The organism is Anabaena sp. CCY 9402-a, from assembly GCF_963920945.1.
Taxonomy (GTDB): domain Bacteria; phylum Cyanobacteriota; class Cyanobacteriia; order Cyanobacteriales; family Nostocaceae; genus Trichormus; species Trichormus minutissimus.
Genome location: NZ_CAWUDL010000036.1, coordinates 1 through 18,224 on the forward strand (window position 1 = coordinate 1; position 18,224 = coordinate 18,224).

The 18,224-nt window shown below is 40.3% G+C and carries 15 protein-coding genes, 2 tRNA genes and 1 pseudogene; 7 read left to right on the top strand and 11 right to left on the bottom strand.

Annotated features, from left to right (window positions below):
• Nucleotides 1–69 precede the first annotated feature (69 nt).
• From ACM0OR_RS14770 to ACM0OR_RS14780, 3 genes are all read left to right on the top strand, one after another.
• Complete coding sequence (locus tag ACM0OR_RS14770) at nucleotides 70–534, top strand: DUF4079 domain-containing protein (protein WP_414577024.1); 465 nt, start codon at nucleotides 70–72, stop codon at nucleotides 532–534.
• A 97-nt stretch (nucleotides 535–631) separates the two neighbouring features.
• Nucleotides 632–1,186: a hypothetical protein gene (locus ACM0OR_RS14775; protein WP_414577025.1), complete on the top strand. Its 555-nt coding sequence runs from the start codon at nucleotides 632–634 to the stop codon at nucleotides 1,184–1,186.
• A 130-nt stretch (nucleotides 1,187–1,316) separates the two neighbouring features.
• Nucleotides 1,317–2,072, top strand: a complete 756-nt coding sequence (locus ACM0OR_RS14780) for an ATP-binding cassette domain-containing protein (protein WP_414577026.1) — start codon at nucleotides 1,317–1,319, stop codon at nucleotides 2,070–2,072.
• Nucleotides 2,073–2,170: 98 nt separating this feature from the next.
• Here ACM0OR_RS14780 and ACM0OR_RS14785 read toward each other — a convergent pair whose 3' ends face one another.
• Nucleotides 2,171–2,941, bottom strand: coding sequence for a response regulator transcription factor (locus ACM0OR_RS14785; protein ID WP_323267175.1), 771 nt, complete (start codon nucleotides 2,939–2,941; stop codon nucleotides 2,171–2,173).
• Nucleotides 2,942–3,482: 541 nt separating this feature from the next.
• Here ACM0OR_RS14785 and ACM0OR_RS14790 point away from each other — a divergent pair.
• Nucleotides 3,483–3,731, top strand: a complete 249-nt coding sequence (locus tag ACM0OR_RS14790) for a DUF6761 family protein (protein WP_414577029.1) — start codon at nucleotides 3,483–3,485, stop codon at nucleotides 3,729–3,731.
• Between the two features lie 581 nt (nucleotides 3,732–4,312).
• Here ACM0OR_RS14790 and ACM0OR_RS14795 read toward each other — a convergent pair.
• Nucleotides 4,313–4,924, bottom strand: coding sequence for a peroxiredoxin (locus ACM0OR_RS14795; protein ID WP_190696741.1), 612 nt, complete (start codon nucleotides 4,922–4,924; stop codon nucleotides 4,313–4,315).
• Between the two features lie 140 nt (nucleotides 4,925–5,064).
• Here ACM0OR_RS14795 and ACM0OR_RS14800 point away from each other — a divergent pair, with 140 nt between their 5' ends.
• Both ACM0OR_RS14800 and ACM0OR_RS14805 read left to right on the top strand, forming a co-directional pair.
• Complete coding sequence (locus tag ACM0OR_RS14800) at nucleotides 5,065–7,143, top strand: amylo-alpha-1,6-glucosidase (RefSeq protein WP_414577031.1); 2,079 nt, start codon at nucleotides 5,065–5,067, stop codon at nucleotides 7,141–7,143.
• A gap of 112 nt (nucleotides 7,144–7,255) precedes the next feature.
• A complete protein-coding gene (locus ACM0OR_RS14805; protein WP_414577032.1) occupies nucleotides 7,256–8,068 on the top strand; it encodes a MerR family transcriptional regulator in 813 nt (270 codons plus the stop codon).
• A gap of 176 nt (nucleotides 8,069–8,244) precedes the next feature.
• Here ACM0OR_RS14805 and ACM0OR_RS14810 read toward each other — a convergent pair.
• The 8 genes and pseudogenes from ACM0OR_RS14810 to ACM0OR_RS14845 form a co-directional block, all read right to left on the bottom strand.
• Nucleotides 8,245–8,318, bottom strand: a tRNA-Met gene (locus ACM0OR_RS14810).
• 109 nt (nucleotides 8,319–8,427) lie between these two features.
• Nucleotides 8,428–8,499, bottom strand: a tRNA-Lys gene (locus ACM0OR_RS14815).
• 61 nt (nucleotides 8,500–8,560) lie between these two features.
• Nucleotides 8,561–10,822 (bottom strand): GAF domain-containing protein, encoded by a 2,262-nt coding sequence (locus ACM0OR_RS14820; RefSeq protein WP_414577034.1) that lies wholly within the window; start codon nucleotides 10,820–10,822, stop codon nucleotides 8,561–8,563.
• Between the two features lie 319 nt (nucleotides 10,823–11,141).
• A complete protein-coding gene (locus ACM0OR_RS14825; protein ID WP_190696749.1) occupies nucleotides 11,142–11,714 on the bottom strand; it encodes a hypothetical protein in 573 nt (190 codons plus the stop codon).
• Nucleotides 11,715–11,819: 105 nt separating this feature from the next.
• Nucleotides 11,820–13,061 carry a glycoside hydrolase family 10 protein gene (locus tag ACM0OR_RS14830; protein ID WP_414577036.1) on the bottom strand — a complete coding sequence of 414 codons (1,242 nt, stop codon included), beginning with the start codon at nucleotides 13,059–13,061 and terminating at the stop codon, nucleotides 11,820–11,822.
• Between the two features lie 249 nt (nucleotides 13,062–13,310).
• Complete coding sequence (gene glcD, locus ACM0OR_RS14835; RefSeq protein WP_414577038.1) at nucleotides 13,311–14,783, bottom strand: glycolate oxidase subunit GlcD; 1,473 nt, start codon at nucleotides 14,781–14,783, stop codon at nucleotides 13,311–13,313.
• A gap of 223 nt (nucleotides 14,784–15,006) precedes the next feature.
• Nucleotides 15,007–15,396 (bottom strand): WG repeat-containing protein, encoded by a 390-nt coding sequence (locus ACM0OR_RS14840; RefSeq protein ID WP_414577084.1) that lies wholly within the window; start codon nucleotides 15,394–15,396, stop codon nucleotides 15,007–15,009.
• A 48-nt stretch (nucleotides 15,397–15,444) separates the two neighbouring features.
• A pseudogene (locus ACM0OR_RS14845) lies at nucleotides 15,445–16,230 on the bottom strand (protein kinase domain-containing protein); the annotation flags it as partial.
• A 127-nt stretch (nucleotides 16,231–16,357) separates the two neighbouring features.
• Between ACM0OR_RS14845 and ACM0OR_RS14850 the strand changes: the two are divergent.
• Nucleotides 16,358–17,086, top strand: a complete 729-nt coding sequence (locus tag ACM0OR_RS14850) for a Uma2 family endonuclease (RefSeq protein ID WP_414577039.1) — start codon at nucleotides 16,358–16,360, stop codon at nucleotides 17,084–17,086.
• A 33-nt stretch (nucleotides 17,087–17,119) separates the two neighbouring features.
• On the opposite strand, the gene miaA is transcribed toward ACM0OR_RS14850, so the two are convergent.
• Nucleotides 17,120–18,019, bottom strand: a complete 900-nt coding sequence (miaA, locus tag ACM0OR_RS14855) for a tRNA (adenosine(37)-N6)-dimethylallyltransferase MiaA (protein WP_414577040.1) — start codon at nucleotides 18,017–18,019, stop codon at nucleotides 17,120–17,122.
• Nucleotides 18,020–18,224 lie beyond the last annotated feature (205 nt).

An 18,224-nucleotide genomic window follows, 5' to 3' on the forward strand; every position in this document is an offset into this window, starting at 1 on the left:
TCCCCTGTCCCCTGTCCCCTGTCCCCTGTCCCCTGTCCCCTGTCCCCTGTCCCCTCTAAAATAAACCTTATGCACCTACCTTCTTTTCTCTGGTTGTGGAAAATAGCTGCTTGGTCGATGGGATTGTCGATACTGGCGTATTTAGTTTTAGCCGTTACAGGCTTTTGGATGTGGCGAGTGAGAAATTCTCAGGAAGTTCCTAATTTTTTATTGTTCAATTGGGCTACCCCCCGCTTGTGGCGATCGCTCCACTATACAATGGGCATCAGCATGGTTAGTTTAGTGCTGTTACTGTTGGCTATTGGTATCGTTGGCACTTTCGGTCACTTTGGTTCTTTGGGACACTCATCACACTTATGGGCTGGGTTGATAGTGGTAGGATTAGTTTTAATATCAGCTTTTAGTGCCACACAAATCAGTCACCGAAGACCTTGGGCTAGACCTTTACATATTAGTCTGAATATTATTCTGTTTTTTGGTTTTACTTGGGTATCACTCACTGGTTGGAGTGTGGTGCAAAAATATTTACCTTAATTGGGGATTGGGGACTAGAAGGTAGATTTGATCCCAATGCCCCATGCCCATCTTTAGTTAGACTAAATTTAAAAGCCCATAATTTGAAGATTGAGCCGTGACAGTAAACTCAGCTAACACTTCAGCGTGTATTTTTCGTTTATCTCCCCTAATTCGGCTCACGCTATTGAGTCTTTACATAGCACTTACTTTACCCTTACCTTTTTTAGCTCAAGCTACAGATGCGCCTACCCCTCCCACTTTATTATGGGTGGGAATTTGTATTGGCTTCTTGGGTTTATATGCGGTGTTGACTGAAAGAGTAATTGTAGATGACCAATCAATTCAAGTGACTTACCCAACTTGGGTTTCTCGCTTTTGGCGTAAAGGTTGGTCTTTACCTTGGTCAGAGATAAAACAGCTTAAACCACGCTCTACTGGCCAAGGTGGGTTAGTTTATTATTTTCTGAGTCAAGATGGTAAAGCTTATCTACTACCGATGCGGGTAGCTGGATTTGCCCGTTTAGTAAATATAGTTCAAGCTAAAACAGGTATAGATACCACAGATGTTCGCCCTCTAGCACAACCGTGGATGTATGTGATTTTATTAGGATGTACGCTGCTGTTATTGTTGATTGATGCGTGGACTATAACTACAGCCTTAGCTAGCTAAAGAAGGGAATGGGGATTGGGGACTGGGAATTTTAGATTTTAGATTTTGGATTGAATAAGACTAACTCTAAGTTTATTCTCTCCGAGACGCTACGTGAAAATTTTGAATTTTGAATTGGTATTGCACCCCAATGACAGCCCAATTACGGCTAGAACAAGTTAATCTATTTGCAAAGCTGAAAACCCAGCTTCAGGGATACCCGATATTGCGGGATATTTCCTTTGCGGTTTCCCCAGGGGAACGTTTAGCAATTCTCGGCCCCTCTGGTGCTGGTAAAACTTCACTGCTACGTCTGATTAATCGTTTGAGTGAACCTGCTAGCGGCAAAATTTATTTGGATAATCAGGATTATCGCCAAATTCCAATTATCAAACTGCGCCAGATGGTGACACTGGTATTACAAGAGCCAAGACTTTTAGGGATGACAGTCCAGCAAGCCTTGGCTTATCCTTTAGTTCTGCGCGATTTGCCTAAACAGACGATTCAGGAACGAGTTAATCATTGGGTAGAACAACTGCAAATTCCCAATGATTGGTTAGGACGCACTGAATTGCAACTTTCAACAGGACAAAGACAGCTAGTAGCGATCGCACGAGCTTTAGTCATTCAACCACAAATTCTGCTCTTAGACGAACCAACCTCTAATTTGGATATTGGCAGAGCGACCCATCTCATGCAAGTTTTAATTCAACTTAATCAAACTCATCAAACTACAATTTTGATGATCAATAATCAAATAGACTTAACCCAGATATTTTGCACCCGGTTGTTAAATCTAGAGCAAGGAAGTTTGTTATCTAATCAAACAGCCTCTAATATCGACTGGGTTCATCTAAAAAAAAGGCTATTGAATGCCGAAGCTCAAATCACTGAAGAATGGAGCTAGTACCACAGCAATTCAAAATACCCTACAGGGTGCGGCGACACAATTCAAAATTTTAATAAACTTGGGATTTTGATGTTTGGAGATTTGGCAATTTTCACCTATGATATTTGCCCACTAAGTGTTGAACGTTGATTACTAAATCTCTCCTTTGGTAACTTGGTTTGTGTTTGGGGATGATTAGCATTCAAACTTTCCATGTTAAATCTGTATCCCACATTCCGAATAGTTTGAATCAAACTAGGTTGACGGGGATCAAGTTCAACTTTTTTGCGTAGCGATAAAACATGAGTGTCAATGGTACGCGGGTTGTCAATGGCATCAGGCCACGCACGACGCAACAACTCAGACCGACTCAATGGTACTCCTCCAGCTTGTGCCAAAACGTACAGCAAACTAAATTCCTGGGGAGTGAGGTCAATAAACTCTCCTTGGAATCGGACACGACGCTGCACTAAGTCAATTTGCAAAGTACCATAATCCAAATAAGCAGGTGCTGTAGGCGTGCGATTGCGCCGAATTAAGGCTTCTACCCTAGCCAAAAACTCTTGCATTCCAAAAGGTTTACTCAAGTAATCATCAGCTCCTGCTTTTAAGCCTGCAACCACATCGGCTTCATTGCTACGAGCAGATAGCATCAAGATGAGCGGTTGTTGCTGACGATGCAACCAACGACAAAACTCAATACCGTCTCCATCTGACAAATCGGCATCTAGGATGACCAAAGTCGGTTGATGGCTTAAAAAAGCTTCTCTAGCTTGATAAATGCTAGCGGCTTGATGAACTCTATATTCCAATTGTTGCAAGTGCCAACCAAGCAACGACCTCAGATGGGGATTCCCCTCAACGATTTCAATACAAACCGAACCCACGGCGGCAAGACCCCTTAGCGTCTGATGAATTTCAAAGTAACAAGCCCATGCTCAAGGTTTTGTAGCCTTTGTTACTCCCATAACAATTAGCTTTACATTTTCTCAATACAAAAATGGGCCAGATGCTTATGTTGTGCCTTATCCAGAGGTAAGTTAGTAATATTCTTAAATTTTTGTTATGATTATTAAAAATTTTCCTGTTAAATATCCTATCTGCCATTTGAGTCTGGGTAATCTGCCAAAAAACTATGTACAAAGCAAGCTGATAATGACCAGGACGATGTTAACCTTTTCCTAAAAAAAGTGATGCTTGCAATTACCCATCCCCTCACGATACTATCCGAAACAACTATAGGAATAACTGATTGGATAACCTAATTTGATTTTTTCTGGAATAGGATGTAACTATATTGTAGTTGCTGGAGAGACTGCCACCATTAGGTATCGGAGCTTTTTAGGGTAGATCAAGAAGAAATGCCCCCTTCACTTTTTAGTCTGAATCATTTACAATTCTCATTCCAAAGAGATCAATAAAGCAGTTATGCTCCAAGACACACAAACCATCCGCCATTACCAAAGAATTACCGACACCTTCGTCGAGTTATGGAATCGCGGGTATCGCACGGATGACATGCGGATGTATTTGGATGGCTATCTAGCCGCACTGCGAAATGGCAACGTTATTGAACCGTTTCTGATTCATCGTTTGGAGGAAGAAGCTAGTCGTTACTTGTACGATGCGTCAAATTTTGTCATGACACAACCTCAGCCACAACATGATTACTACTAACACCTGCTCAGAGGTGTTCATGGTGGCTATTAAAGCAACGCAGATAATTATAACATATTATCTGTCAATTTCAATAACTGTTCTAATGTGAATTTTGGGAATCACTGTAATTACAAAAATTAACCCCTCAACCTTTGAGGGGTATCCACCTAATTTTTGATAATCTAAATAAAAATTTTCATTTGCTAAAAATTGCATCAGGCTAACTCAGTTGATATACTCCTGACTTTTCACGTTATGTGGAAAAGCTAACGCGAAACCTGATCCCCTAACCCCTTCCCTCGTCTACGGTGTATACACAAGTGAGATTTTCTTTCTAGATAAAGGTTTTATCCCTCTTAATCCCCCCTTTCCCAGGCGACAGTGTATACACAAATCGGATATAAAGCAATACGGTTTAGTTAGTGGTAAAAACCTGAAAATGTGTACGTTGGGTTAAGGAACGAAACCTAACATTTCTGGGTTTTTGTTGGGTTGCGCTTTGCTTAACTGAACCGTATTGCGCTATGGACGTCAGTATTAATTAAAAAAAAGGGACAAAGTTTTTTCTAAACTTTCTTCCTTTCTTTCCTTCTACCTTTCTAGACAGCAGAGAAGTAAACTTTAGACTTCACCGGGTCAGGATTCATTGTTTTGTCACCAGGTTGCCAACCAGCAGGGCAAACTTCATCTGGGTGAGATTGAACATACTGAATCGCTTGTAATGTCCGTAGAGTTTCCTCAACGCTGCGACCAAATGCTAGGTTATTAATGGTAGCGTGCTGGATGACACCATCTTTATCGATGATGAACAAACCACGCAAAGCAATACCTGCGGCTGGGTCTAGAACGTTATAAGCGGAACTAACTTCTTTTTTGATGTCGGAAACTAAAGGATAGTTGAGGTCGCCAACACCACCAGATTTGCGATCTGTTTGAATCCAAGCTAGGTGAGAGAATTCACTATCAACGGAAACACCGAGAATTTCAGTGTTAAGTTTATTAAATTCTTCGTAGCGATCGCTAAATGCTGTGATCTCAGTGGGGCAAACAAAGGTAAAGTCTAGGGGGTAGAAGAACAGGACAACGTACTTACCGCGATAGTCGGAAAGTTTGATTGTCTTAAATTCCTGATCCACCACAGCTGTTGCTGCAAAATCGGGAGCTTGTTGACCAACGCGGAGGCTTCCTTCTGTTCCGTAAGTGATGGACATTTATTATTATCTCCTTCAACTTATATCCGTTTACTAGCGTTGGAGTTGGGGTCAGATCAATCTTACCTCTCCACGCTGTCTCACAGTTTGATTACGATCTGTTACGACTATATCATAGTCATAACGATTTTGAGTAGCAAATGGTTGATTTAGATACAAGAGAATGGTTATTGACTAATGGCTTGGGTAGTTTTGCCAGTGGGACTGTTGCTGATGTCCGCACGCGGACTTATCACGGTTGGCTATTCGCCGCCACAAATCCACCGGCTGGGCGTACCCTATTGTTTTCGCACCTAGAAGCTAGCTTAGAAGTAGCAAGAAACGTTGTTGCACTGGGGACAAATATCTGGGGTACAGGTAACATTGAGCCGACTGGCTACAAACTGCTGCACTCTTTCGATATTAACCCAGTTCCTAAATGGATTTGGGGTAAGGATGACTGGCAACTAAGCAGGCAATTGGTGATGCCTCATAGTTTGTTAGGGAATGGGGAAGAAAATCAGACTTCCCACTCGCCAATGAGTCATCGTCTTTTAATTCAATATCGTTACGAAGGTAGAGAAACTGCTATTTTACGGCTGCGATTACTAGTAGGCGATCGCGATTTTCATGGTCAACAAACTGGTAGTTCAGACTTACAGTTTTCCCAATTGCTTAGTCATCAACAAGTCTGTTTGCAAGCAATTATCTCTGGACGCTTTGGTACACCTTGGCAATTACGTTGGACACAAGGAGAATATCGAGCCGATCCTTTGTGGTACTGGAATTACGAATTTCCAGAGGAGACACAACGCGGATTAGGCGATCGCGAAGACCTTTTCAGTCCCGGTTATTTATCAGTCACTCTCAAGCCAGGAGATGCCGTAACTTTAGAAGCCCAGATGGGTTTTCCTGAACAATCACCGAATCTTTTAACCTCCGATACATTTACAGAAGCTGTCGCAGCAGAACAAGAGCGACTGTCTCAGATTTTTGGTTGGGAACGGGAACTAGGGACTGGGGACTGGAGACTGGGGACTGATGATCTAGGGACTGGCAATATTAATAATGCCCAATCCCCAATCTGGCGACAATTATTAAAAGCTAGCGATCAATTTATTGTTTATCGAGCTTCTATTGCTGGCCCTACAGTGATTGCTGGTTATCACTGGTTTAATGATTGGGGAAGAGATACCTTAATTGCTTTACCTGGGTTGACTTTAGTAACTGGACGTTTTGATTTAGCTAAAGGTCTCCTACAAACTTTTGGGCGTTACTGTCGTCATGGTCTTATCCCTAATGCCTTCCCAGATATGGACAGTGAGCCGTTCTACAACAGCATTGATGCTGCTTTGTGGTGGATTGAAACTTTAGGACTTTATTTAGAAGCGACTCAAGATTGGGAATTTTTAGCTGAACAGTTCCCAGTGGTACAGCAAATCCATAAAGCATTTATCGGTGGAACACGCTACAACATCCAGGTAGATGCGACTGATGGACTACTGGGTTGGGATGCGCCTAGTGTTGCTCTGACTTGGATGGATGCTTTAGTTGAGGGACAACCTGTCACGCCTCGTCCCGGTAAACCTGTAGAAATTAATGCTCTCTGGTATTCTGCTTTGTGTTGGATGAGTCAATGGGCAGAATGTTTAAGTCAGCTAGACATTGGTAATTCTGTACGTTTAGCCAATCAAGGAAAGCGTTATGGTCAACAGGCACAACAGGTTAAGGCTTCTCTACAAAAATTCTGGAATCCCCAGTTGGGCTATTTATACGACACTATTGATTTTGACGATCGCCGCAATGCTCAAGTTCGCCCCAATGCAGTTTTAGCAATTTCCTTACATCATTGCGGCTTTTCTGAATCCCAAGGTCGTCAGGTATTAGATTTAGCTACTTATCGCTTGCTCACTCCCTATGGTCTGCGCTCTCTTGACCCAGCTGATAGACAATATATTGGTAAATGTGTAGGTAATAGCGAAACACGCGATCGCGCTTACCATCAAGGTACTGTTTGGACTTGGTTAATTGGCCCCTTTATCCGTGCTTGGCAGCGTTTTCTATCAGAACAACCATTACCTTTTAGTTGGCAACCTTTGTTAGATCACTTGTTTAATGATGCTTGTATTGGTTCAATTTCTGAAATTTTCGATGGCGATCCACCTCATCAACCCAGAGGCGCGGTAGCACAAGCTTGGTCTATTGCTGAAGTTATTCGCCACATAGATGAGTGCTGTTAGCGGTAGCGGGGCGTTTAGCCGGTGCTGAGTTGTGAGTGATATTTTCTCTTGACTCTACCCTTAAGGCAGGGTGTCTATTGTAAAGAGTCTCAGAGATGACGCAAATACCAAGATGTTAAAAATAGGTGATTTTTCCAAACTGAGCCAGGTGAGCGTAAAAGCACTACGTCTCTATGACCAAATGGGATTACTTCAACCACTACACGTAGACAACTTTACAGGCTATCGCTACTACTCGGCTGAACAACTACCGCGACTGAATCGCATTTTAGCTTTCAAAGATTTGGGTTTTTCTTTAGAGCAAATTGCCAAGCTACTGGATGAGAATTTACCACCAGCCCAAATTCGCGGAATGCTGCGACTCAAAGAAGCGGAAATTCAGCAGTTAGTAGAAACAGAACAAGCAAGGCTCACACGAGTAGAAGCAAGAATCAAGCAAATTGAACAGGAGAATAGTATGCCCAACTATGAAGTTGTGATTAAAAAAGCTGAACCGATGCAAGTTGTATCTATACGCGAAATTCTACCAGATTACGCCAGTATAGGCAGTCTTTATGATGAATTGCACGAATATCTGAAACAACAGCAAGTCCAAGTTGGTGATTATTATGCTGGGATTTGGCATGATCCAGGTTATAAAGATGCTGATGTCAATGGGGAGGCTGTTATTTCCATTGCAGGATTAGTTAAAGGCAATGAAAGAATCAAAGTTTATGAGCTACCGGGATTAGAAGCGATCGCCTGTTTAATTCATCATGGTAGTTATGAAACTATTAGCCAAGCTTATGCAACTTTAGTATCGTGGATTGAAGCTAATGGCTATAAGATTACTGGGGCAAACCGTGAAGTATATATCATTGGTGGTAACGAGCAGACTAATGAATCTTATGTAACAGAAGTACAGTTTCCAGTGATTCCAGCCTGATATCCCAAAAACTGGCAGTGAAGATTTTTTATCTGGTATGGGTTTTCTGTCAATAACTAAATTGTGATTTTAGATGAAAGCAACGTTAATATGGAAAACCCGCTTTCTTTTTTGGCAAGTATAAAATTCTAGTGCCTTCCTCAGCACTCATCACTTCTTACTCATTACTTATAAAATGGCTCAGGTCGGAGTTGAACCAACGACCCCAGGCTTATGAGTCCCGTGCTCTAACCAACTGAGCTACTGAGCCGTGTTTTTCACACATTTTTTAGTTTAGCAGACAAATCTTTTTTTGACTAGTCTGATTTGCAATTAGTTTTGCAACCCTGAAAAAGAATTAGCAGCCTGAAAACAATAAGTGGGTGACGAGGGATTTGAACCCGCAACCAATAGATTAAGAGTCTACTGCTCTACCGTTGAGCTAGTCACCCACGCAAACAATTATAATAGCAATATTATAGTTAATTCGTCAATATTAAGTCAACTGATGATTTATGATTTAGCCGATTTGGGGAATTTGATCATGAATGTAGTTTGACTTGCAGCACTTTCTACCAGAATCGAGCCACCCAAATGTCTGACCATTTTTTTTACTAATGCCATTTCTAAGCCTGTGCCACTATATTTCCAAGGGTCATTTTTGCATAGGTGGTAGAACGGCTCGAATATACGAACTTGATCATGGATAGGAATTTCTAATCCAGAATTGCTGATACTAAGTTTCAGTTCTGCTGGCGTTGTCTGAGCAGACACTGTAATTGATTCTCCCGGTGGCGTGTATTTGCACACATAGCTGAGGAGTTCGGTGATAATTCGCTCTAGTTCTGTAATATCGGTTTCTAAGGGTGGGATGACAGTGGCAATATCTAGCTTTAATTGCTGTCCTTGACAGCTGGTAAGGTCTAAAAAAGATTCGACGATGGGGGGAAGCCAGGTTTGTAAGTCAATGGTGATTAATGTTGGGGGTTCAGGTTTTGTTTCTAGATGGATGAGTGTGAGTACATCGTTGATTAGTGTGCTTTCTCTACTACACTCGTTATGTAAAATCTGTAAGAGTTGAGGTACGACTTCGATATCTAATGTACCGTTGGGTAAGAAAATACTTTCGAGGGTTTGAGCGGCTAGACTAATATTCGTTATGGGTGTTTGCAGTTCATGGGAGAGGTTTTTGAGAAATTCTTGAGTGAGACGTTCTTTGTTTTCTAGTTTGTGGATTCTTGCTTGTTTGCTTGTATTGAGCCGTGTTTGCCGGATAGCGATCGCACATTCATGGGCTAAAGTTTGTACTAGGCCAATTTCTAGCTCACTAAACATTTGTTGTGTAGGTTTGATTAGCCAAAGATTACCCAGAGTTCCTTGCTGATCGAAAATAGGACAAGCTAGCTGGGTAATCACCAGTAACTTGGGATGCCATCCAGGTACTATTTCTACAGAGTGGAAATGTTGTTTTTGCAATAGTGGCTGATAAATTTCGCTCAAATCTTCAGGCTTTCTGCTGATTCCCTGGTATGTAGCCTGGGTAAGTGCATACTCACACACAACACTGGCGACAGAGCAATCAGAGTTGTAAAGTTCGATATAGCAAGACTCTAGTTGTAGTAACTTGGCTAACTCTTGAGTAAGATGAGCAAAAACTTGAGTTTCGTCTTGATGATCTCGGATTTGTGCAGTGATGCTTAAAACTAAGGATTGAAAGCTTTTTGTCTGCTGGAACTGATTCTGATGTGCCTGCTTGTGTAATGCTAGTTCGTTTTTGAGATGTTTGATTTGCTGTTGTAGTTCTCCCTGCTGAGTAGCAATTCCTAGTTGGGTGGCTAGCTGTTGGAGTAAATCAATTTCTATTTGTTGCCATTGGTGGGGTTCATGGCAATATTGAGCGATTAATAACCCCCACAAATTTTGTCGTGATAAAACTGGGACGACTAGATGCGCTCTTACTTGCAACGATTCTAAAAAGTCCTTTTGGCAAGTATTTATCCCACTTGCATAAATATCTTCAATGATTTCAGTACAACATCGCCCGTGATGTTCTTTCTGCTTGATACTTAAACAAGGATCTTGGAAGTGCTTACCCAATAGAGACAGATCAGGGTTTGCTGTAGCTTCGGCAATTACCACGCCATTTTGGCCAGTTTGCATCTGATAAATGAGGATGCGATCGCAATTTAAACACTCTCGCACATCCTGAGCAGTTTGATGGAGAATTACATCTAAATCTAAAGCATCGTGAATTCTTTGGAGAATTGCTGCTAATACTTGTTCTCGTTCTGCGTAGTTTCCTCTGGCTTGGGCTACCTGTTTTGCAGGCGTGATATTACTACTAGTGCCAATGATGCGATAAATTCTAGAGTTAGCATCTTGCAATGGTGTAAGCGTTGTACTCCACCAAGTCGGCACTCCCTGAAATTGTAGACATTGTTCGTAAGAAATAGTTTTGCCCAAGCGCACGCAATTAGCATAACGATGACGCACCTTAGCAGCATCTACAGAGTTGAGAATATCCTCTGGTTTTTTACCCCGCAAATCTTGGGAACGTATACCTATCCATCGCTCATGGGTAGGATTAAGTGCTACATACGAAAAATCTCCATTCTCTAGGACATCCACCACAAAGATAGATGTCTGCACAGAGTCATACAAACTTAATAGTAGCTGTTCACTACTACTTTTTTCATCTACTGCTGTGCCAAAAATCAGATGAACACAAGATTCTTCTTTCAACTCGACGGCAGATTCTACTGAATTGATATTCATGCGAGAGTCCTGTCTGATATTAATGACTCTTTAAGGTGCTTTATTTCATAATTTCGTTGGTATAAAATGTTTTTAGCACCTAAAGCGAGTTATTGTGGTTATTTACTGACGATATATGAGCCTTTCTTTAATTCTTATCAGAAATCTAGGCAATTTAATAGCGATGAGCTTAACAAATCCAACTTTTTGAAGGTTAAAACGCATTTGTCAGCTAGAGCAATTTTATTGATTTTCTTTTATGAAGATTTAATTAATATTGTTACATATACTTAAACTTTATAGAAGCAAGAAATTAATTAATGTTACGTTTCTTAACAAATTACTCGTTTACCATTCTATAAGCAGTCAAACCTGTGAGGATAGCAACCACTAGCCAAGTGATAGCTAACCCTACCACTTCACCTAAAAATAAGCGAGTTAGTCGGTGTAATATCATCCCCACAGCGTAACCAATAGGTAAAGCTACAGCCCAGCTAAGAGAGCTAACTATAATCCACTGCCAAGCCCAAGATACTGACGGGCGGATTGCTAACCATTGTGCTAGTCCAATCACAAAGCCGCCAAATGCTCCATAAATTGCCCCAAAGTAGCATCTCAAAGGCAGAATTTCCGAAGCAGGTACACTCCAACCGACTGCACCTATGCCTATAGCTGTGAGTAATACCCAAGCTGCCAAAGTTAACACAATCCACTTGATAGTGAAGATAGTTTCTTTGAGGATAAGACTTTGAGGTAATGCGATCGCTAATCCTCCAATCGCTGCCTGTACTACGCCAATCTCTGCCCGTTCACCAATTTCAATCCAGAACAAGCTTCCCAAAAAACCGCCAAAATTAGCTAAAATCCACAGCAGCATAAATTTTAACGGGGTTTTGGCAGAGATGATTGGCATCAAATTTTATTGATATTTTGGAAAAAATAGATTAAAAGTGTTGAGCAATCATATCCCTGTCACCTATCACCTGTCACCTATCACCTGTCACCTGTCACCTGTCCCCTACTTCCTCCCTATCGTCAATGGTCTTTTCGCCTTAGCTGCAAACAACTCACCAAAAACCTTCCGTCGTTTTTCGGGTGATTCTGGTGCGATGTAACCCCACAAACTTTCCCAGTAAAAAAAAGATATACCAAAAAATTGGCGATCGCGTACAGCTTCAATCTGTTCTTGAACCTGTGCAATCTTAACTGGAGTACGTAAAGTACCTGTAGAAATACCAATAGCTACAGGTATTTTAGTCCGAGCAAATTTTACAGATGGTGCTTCTATTTCTGTAATAAAACTGCGTTTGTCACTGCGATAAACCTGTAAAATCAACTCATCTACAAATCCTTTTTTTACCCAATTTTCCCAATCTTGCAAGTAATTTTTATAAGCAAAAACCTGTGAATTAGGAGACAAAGATATTTTGACATTAGGTTTCATCTCTTTCACAACTTGATAGATTTCTGCCATAAACCCAGTAATTTTATTAGCACGCCAACTCATCCATTCTGGGTTAAAGTGGTCAATGGGAGGGCTTTTACCTTGATGTTCTTTTTGATAAAGCTCGATAGTAAATAAGTCATAGCCAAACTGCACAGGCATTCCAAAATGATCATCAAATTGAATACCATCTACATCATAATTGCTAACAACTTCTACAACTAACGACAAGATAAACTCTTGTACTTCTGGATGCAAGGGATTCAGCCAAACTAATTTATTTGTAGGCTGATTATCCAGTTTTTTTGGCAAAATCTCACTAAGAGTTTTCGCCCCTTTCCTTCCCATTGTTAACCAATCTGGATAACGCCTCACTAATTCTGAATCAGGTGGGGACATAAAACCATATTCAAACCAGGGAATGACAGTTAAACCTTTAGGCTTGGCAAGTTTCAATAACTTTGTCAAAAAATCTTGACCGCTATGTGCAACATTCAGTAAAGGCTGAACATCACTACCTGTAAATAATTTAGCTGCATTACTTTTGTAAAAGGTATATCCCCGATTCCAAACTACAGGATAAATCGTATTGAAATTGAGTGCTGATAATTGATTAACAGCGCGTTCAATACCCCAAGGTACAAATAGTACACCACTAGCAACATTAGTTAGCCAGACTCCACGAATTTCTGTTGTAGTTGGTAGGCTATTTTTTTGTTGATAATCTGAAAGTGAAGGGTCAGAAAATATTGTTAAGCACAATATGAGTTGCACACACATCACATAAAACAAACAAAGTTTAGCCAACCGATTCATGTATAATTTTGGCTTTGTTGTGTAAGGACATTTATCAATACAGAATAAATCATTATTTTTTTAGATAATGTAGGAATATCATAATAATCTGCCAAGACAAAAAGTGCCAAATAAAAACTTGTCACTTTATATCTTGGCTTGAATTTAGTTATTGAGTAGTTAACAGTGAACACTTAGTTTGTTCGTAGTAAGGACTAAAGTCCTTTGTCTTGAAATAAGAAAGGACTAAAGTCCTTACTACAAACTATTTTAAAACCTCTCTACGCCTACAAATTGCTGATTATTACTTTGATTTGCAGCCTCTCCACAAGTGCGCGGCGTAGGAAATATCTTGCCAGGATTTGCTAAACCTTGAGGATTAAATACTTGCCGTACCCACTGCATAGTTTCTAAATCGGTAGTGCTAAACATATCTGGCATATAACACTTTTTATCAGCACCTATACCATGTTCTCCAGAAATACTACCGCCAACTTTGACACAAAGTTTGAGAATTTCTCCGCCTAATTCTTCAACTTTTTCTAATGCACCATGTACAGAATTATCAAAAAGAATCAATGGATGCAAATTTCCATCACCAGCATGAAAGACATTTGCAATTTGATAACCAAATTTTTGGCTTAGTGCCTCAATTTCTTGTAATACATAGGGTAACTGCGTCCGAGGAATCACCCCATCTTGCACATAATAATCTGGACTTAAATGACCAGCCGCCGCAAAGGCAGCTTTACGTCCCTTCCACAGCTTTAACCGAGTTTCTAGATCACTAGCAGAAGTAACATTCCTCGCCCCATTCTTCTTACAAATTTCAGCAACACGTTTTTTATTTTCTGCAACTTCTATTTCTAAACCATCAATTTCAACTAACAGAATGGCTGTTGCATCACGGGGATAACAATTAGTGGCGACAACATCTTCTACAGCGTTAATGCTAATATTATCCATCATTTCCATCCCGCCAGGAATTATCCCTGCGCTGATAATATCTGACACGGTTTCGGCAGCAGCTTCTACACTAGTAAAATCTGCTAATAGCACACAAATTGATTCTGCACTTTTGAGGATTCTGAGAGTAATTTCTGTAGCGATACCCAAAGTACCTTCTGAACCAACAAAGATACCAGTTAAATCATAACCAGGAGTTTCGGTAATTTGTCCACCTAAATCGACAATTTCCCCTTCCGGCGTGACGATTTTCAACCCCAAAACATGGTTAGTGGTGACACCATATTTTAAGCAATGCACCCCGCCGGAGTTTTCTGCTACATTTCCCCCAATTGAACAGATAATTTGGCTGGAAGGGTCGGGAGCGTAGTAAAATCCAGCACCACTGACAGTCTGTGTCACCCAACTGTTAATTACCCCTGGCTGTACGATAATGCGCTGATTGTCTAAATCTACATTCAAGATTTGCCGCATTAAGGAAGTAACAATTAAAACTGAGTCTTCCGAGGGTAACGCGCCGCCTGATAAACCAGTACCCGAACCCCGTGCGATGAAAGGGACTGCATACTGGTTGCATATCTTCACTATCGCCGCTACTTGCTCTGTAGTTCGTGGTAACACCGCCACAGGTGGACGTTGACGATAGCTAGTTAAACCATCACATTCATAGGTGATGAGTTCTTCACGGCGTTGCACTACGCCATTTGTACCAAGCACAGCCTCGAATGCTTTGATGATGGGTTTCCAATTACGTTGTTGTTTATCCTGGGTAAGCATAGATTTTTATTTAACGGCTAGGTTTGATAGTTTAATTACTATTGTTGCCAGAATAACAGTTTCGAGGGATGAAGAGGCGATCGGCATTATCTTTATCATTCAGTTTAATGAGTCAACGGAATAGACCAATTCCTTTTTCTGGCATTAATTGTGTTTATGGTATGCCTTGAAATTAAGCGTAGAGAAATATGCAGTATTCCATGCAATTATGAAACAAACCCAATTATTCCTCAATAATCTTTCCTGTTTTATCTATAAAATAATACTGATCACCAATACAGACTTCTGCTAGCCCTGATGAAAATAAGTTAGCCATATCAAACTGAGGTTGAATAACTACTTTTCCAGTTACATCAATATATCCGCTTTTTCCATTAATCAGAACTTCTGCTAACCCTTCTGAAAAATAGTAAGCCCATTCAAATTGAGGATGGATAATAAAATTTCCGTTCGCATCTATATAACCATAATTTTCACCAAGCTGAACAGATGCTAGACCTTCAGTAAACTCATACGCTTCTTCAAATTGAGGCTGAATTATCACTTGTCCTGTTCTTTCGTCTACATAACCCCACTTACGTCCAATTTTTAGCGGTAATAACCAGTCAGCAATAGATGCCTGTAAGCGTAATACAGTAAGATTTAAATCATTAAGTACCTCTGCCGCCGTAGAATAGCGTTTGCGAAAATCATATGACACCATTTTGGTCAAAATTTGTGCAAGTGATTCGCTTATTTTAGCGAGATCACGCCAAACTATCTCACCTGTTTCATCTATAGATAACTGCATAGGAGTATCTACACCTATTAGTGCCTGAATAGTAGTTATTCCTAACGCGTAAATATCACTGTTGATTTGCGGTCTACCTTGGACTTGTTCGGCAGGTGCATAACCTAGACTACCAATAGGAATAGTACACTTGAGTATTCCTGAAGTAGTTATTGGTTTAACAAGCCCAAAATCAATTAACACTAACTTACCATCAAATTTACGTCGCATTATATTTGAAGGTTTGATATCTCGATGAATAACATTATGTTTATGAATAAAAACTAATATTTTTAACATTTCTTCTAGAAATATAATTACGTCAGTTTCCTTCCAATGATTTCCTGAAGTAATTTCCTGACTCAAGTCATTTCAATCAATAAATTCCTGCACAAAGTACAACTTTTTTCTTTGCTCAAAATAAGCATATAGTTTAGGGATTTGAGTATGGTTTTGACCAAGTTGGTAGAGAATTTCTGCTTCTCTTTTAAACAAACGCTCAATATCCGAGTATGGAATATTCTGAGCAATAGCTCTAGGCTGAAGACGCTTGATCACACATTTAGGTTTAGTTTCAGTAGGAACATCTAAATCTTCCGCTAGATAAGTCTCTCCAAACCCACCAAAACCCAACTGATTGATAATTTTGTAGCGTTGTCGTAGTATCCGTCCAATCATTATATTATTGCTACAGACTTATATGTCCAACGTTGTTCTCTGATTTACTGTAGATAAACTACTACATAAGTTATCATATAAAGTCAATTAACCTAGAAATAATGCTCTTAAATCAATAGATAAAATCATGGTTGAGCAACTTCTCATAAATAATGATGGTTTCTATGTGCCAGATGCCAACCAGTTAATTACTGAAGATGATACACCTGTGGACAATTTTGCATCTGCCAAACAACAACGCTTATTAGTCGGCTCTCTTTACAGTTCATTACAAAATCAGACTTTTTTAGCTGAAGCTAACGTTGGTATTTATCACGCAGACAAACAGCCTGCAATTGTACCTGACGTTTTCCTCAGCTTGGATGTCCAGACTCCTGCAAATTGGTGGGAAAAGCAAAATCGTTGTTATATGGTTTGGCGATTTGGTAAACCTCCAGAAGTTGTGATTGAAATTGCTTCTAATCAAGAAGGTGAAGAACTTGGTAAAAAGCTGCAAGTTTATGAACAAATGCGGGTAAGTTATTACATTGTGTATGATTCAACTCAGCAATTAGGAGAAAAAATCCTGCGGGTTTATGAATTGAGGGGAAGACGCTATTTTGAAACCTCCGAAACTTGGCTAGAACAAGTGGGTTTGGGTGTGACTCTCTGGGAAGGCGAATTTGAAGGTAGACAGGATACTTGGTTACGTTGGTGCTATCAAGATGGGACTGTTTTACTAACTGGTGATGAACTCGCCCAACAGGAACGACAACGTACTGAACAAGAAAGACAACGTGCTGAACAAGCAGAAGAACGCGCTCAATTACTAGCAGACAAACTTCGAGCAATGGGAATTGATCCTGAGACGCTGTAAAAAGCATACGTAGAGACGTTTAATAAAATGTCTCTACACATTGTTGGTAAAGTCTTGTATACGCTGCCAAACACTCTCTAACAAATCAGGATCATTAGCATCAAACCATTCAATTTTGGGATAGGCTCTAAACCAAGTGCGTTGGCGTTTGGCAAATTGTCTTGTATGCAAAACTGTTAATTCTTTGGCTGCATCTAAGGAAATTTCACCCCGTAAATATTGCTTGATTTCTTGATATCCTAAAGTATTTAATAAAGGTAAATCAGCACCATATTTTTGACAAAGATATTCTACCTCGGCAACTAAACCATCTTGTACCATTTGCTCAGTACGCTTGTAAATACGCTGTGCTAATTTCTCTACATCACAATCTAACCCAATCTGCAAAATCGGATAATCTGGGGGATTTTCCCCTTGCTGCTCAGAAATTGGAATTCCTGTCACATAAAATACTTCTAAAGCTCGTAAAGTTCGCACAGGATCATTCGGATGAATTTTTTGTGCAGCAGTCAGATCCACTTGCTGCAATATACCGTAGAGTGTAGTTTGTCCGAGAGATTCGAGTTGCGATCGCAATTCATAATTCGGTGCAACTCTAGGAATCTTCATCCCATGCACAATAGAGCGAATATATAAACCAGTACCTCCCACCAATAATAGTGGAGACACATCAAGGGAATTAATTAAGTTTTGTGCTTGTTCTTGATAGTCTGCTACCGTCATTGTGTCTTTGGGAGCGCAGATATCTATTAAATAATGTGGGACTAGTTGTTGCTCCCTAAATGTTGGCTTCGCCGTACCAATATTAAACTCACGGTAAACCTGACGGGAATCAGCACTCAGAATTACAGAACCCAGCCGCATAGCCAAATTCAAAGCCAAACCAGACTTACCCGTCGCCGTAGCACCACAAATTACGATTAATTTAGTCATTAGTCAACAGTCATAAGTTTTTCTACCTTGTTTCACTAGTTCCCAGTCTCCAGTCCCCTCTGTGCTAAAATTCTGAAGCCTTTTGCTCTTTTTACACTCGACACTACAAAGTCTTCATCTCTCATGCTCAAAAACCCATAGCCTATGTCATGAATCTGTAAAATTTGAAATATTCAGGGAATTAATTCAAAAAACTTATGGGGAT

Coding starts and splice junctions, on each gene's coding strand:
- ACM0OR_RS14770 (WP_414577024.1), top strand. CDS start 70: ATGCACCTACCTTCTTTTCTCTGGTTGTGGAAAATAGCTGCTTGGTCG.
- ACM0OR_RS14780 (WP_414577026.1), top strand. CDS start 1,317: ATGACAGCCCAATTACGGCTAGAACAAGTTAATCTATTTGCAAAGCTG.
- ACM0OR_RS14790 (WP_414577029.1), top strand. CDS start 3,483: ATGCTCCAAGACACACAAACCATCCGCCATTACCAAAGAATTACCGAC.
- ACM0OR_RS14795 (WP_190696741.1), bottom strand. CDS start 4,924: ATGTCCATCACTTACGGAACAGAAGGAAGCCTCCGCGTTGGTCAACAA.
- ACM0OR_RS14800 (WP_414577031.1), top strand. CDS start 5,065: ATGGTTGATTTAGATACAAGAGAATGGTTATTGACTAATGGCTTGGGT.
- ACM0OR_RS14805 (WP_414577032.1), top strand. CDS start 7,256: ATGTTAAAAATAGGTGATTTTTCCAAACTGAGCCAGGTGAGCGTAAAA.
- ACM0OR_RS14820 (WP_414577034.1), bottom strand. CDS start 10,822: ATGAATATCAATTCAGTAGAATCTGCCGTCGAGTTGAAAGAAGAATCT.
- ACM0OR_RS14825 (WP_190696749.1), bottom strand. CDS start 11,714: ATGCCAATCATCTCTGCCAAAACCCCGTTAAAATTTATGCTGCTGTGG.
- ACM0OR_RS14830 (WP_414577036.1), bottom strand. CDS start 13,061: ATGAATCGGTTGGCTAAACTTTGTTTGTTTTATGTGATGTGTGTGCAA.
- glcD (WP_414577038.1), bottom strand. CDS start 14,783: ATGCTTACCCAGGATAAACAACAACGTAATTGGAAACCCATCATCAAA.
- ACM0OR_RS14850 (WP_414577039.1), top strand. CDS start 16,358: ATGGTTGAGCAACTTCTCATAAATAATGATGGTTTCTATGTGCCAGAT.
- miaA (WP_414577040.1), bottom strand. CDS start 18,019: ATGACTAAATTAATCGTAATTTGTGGTGCTACGGCGACGGGTAAGTCT.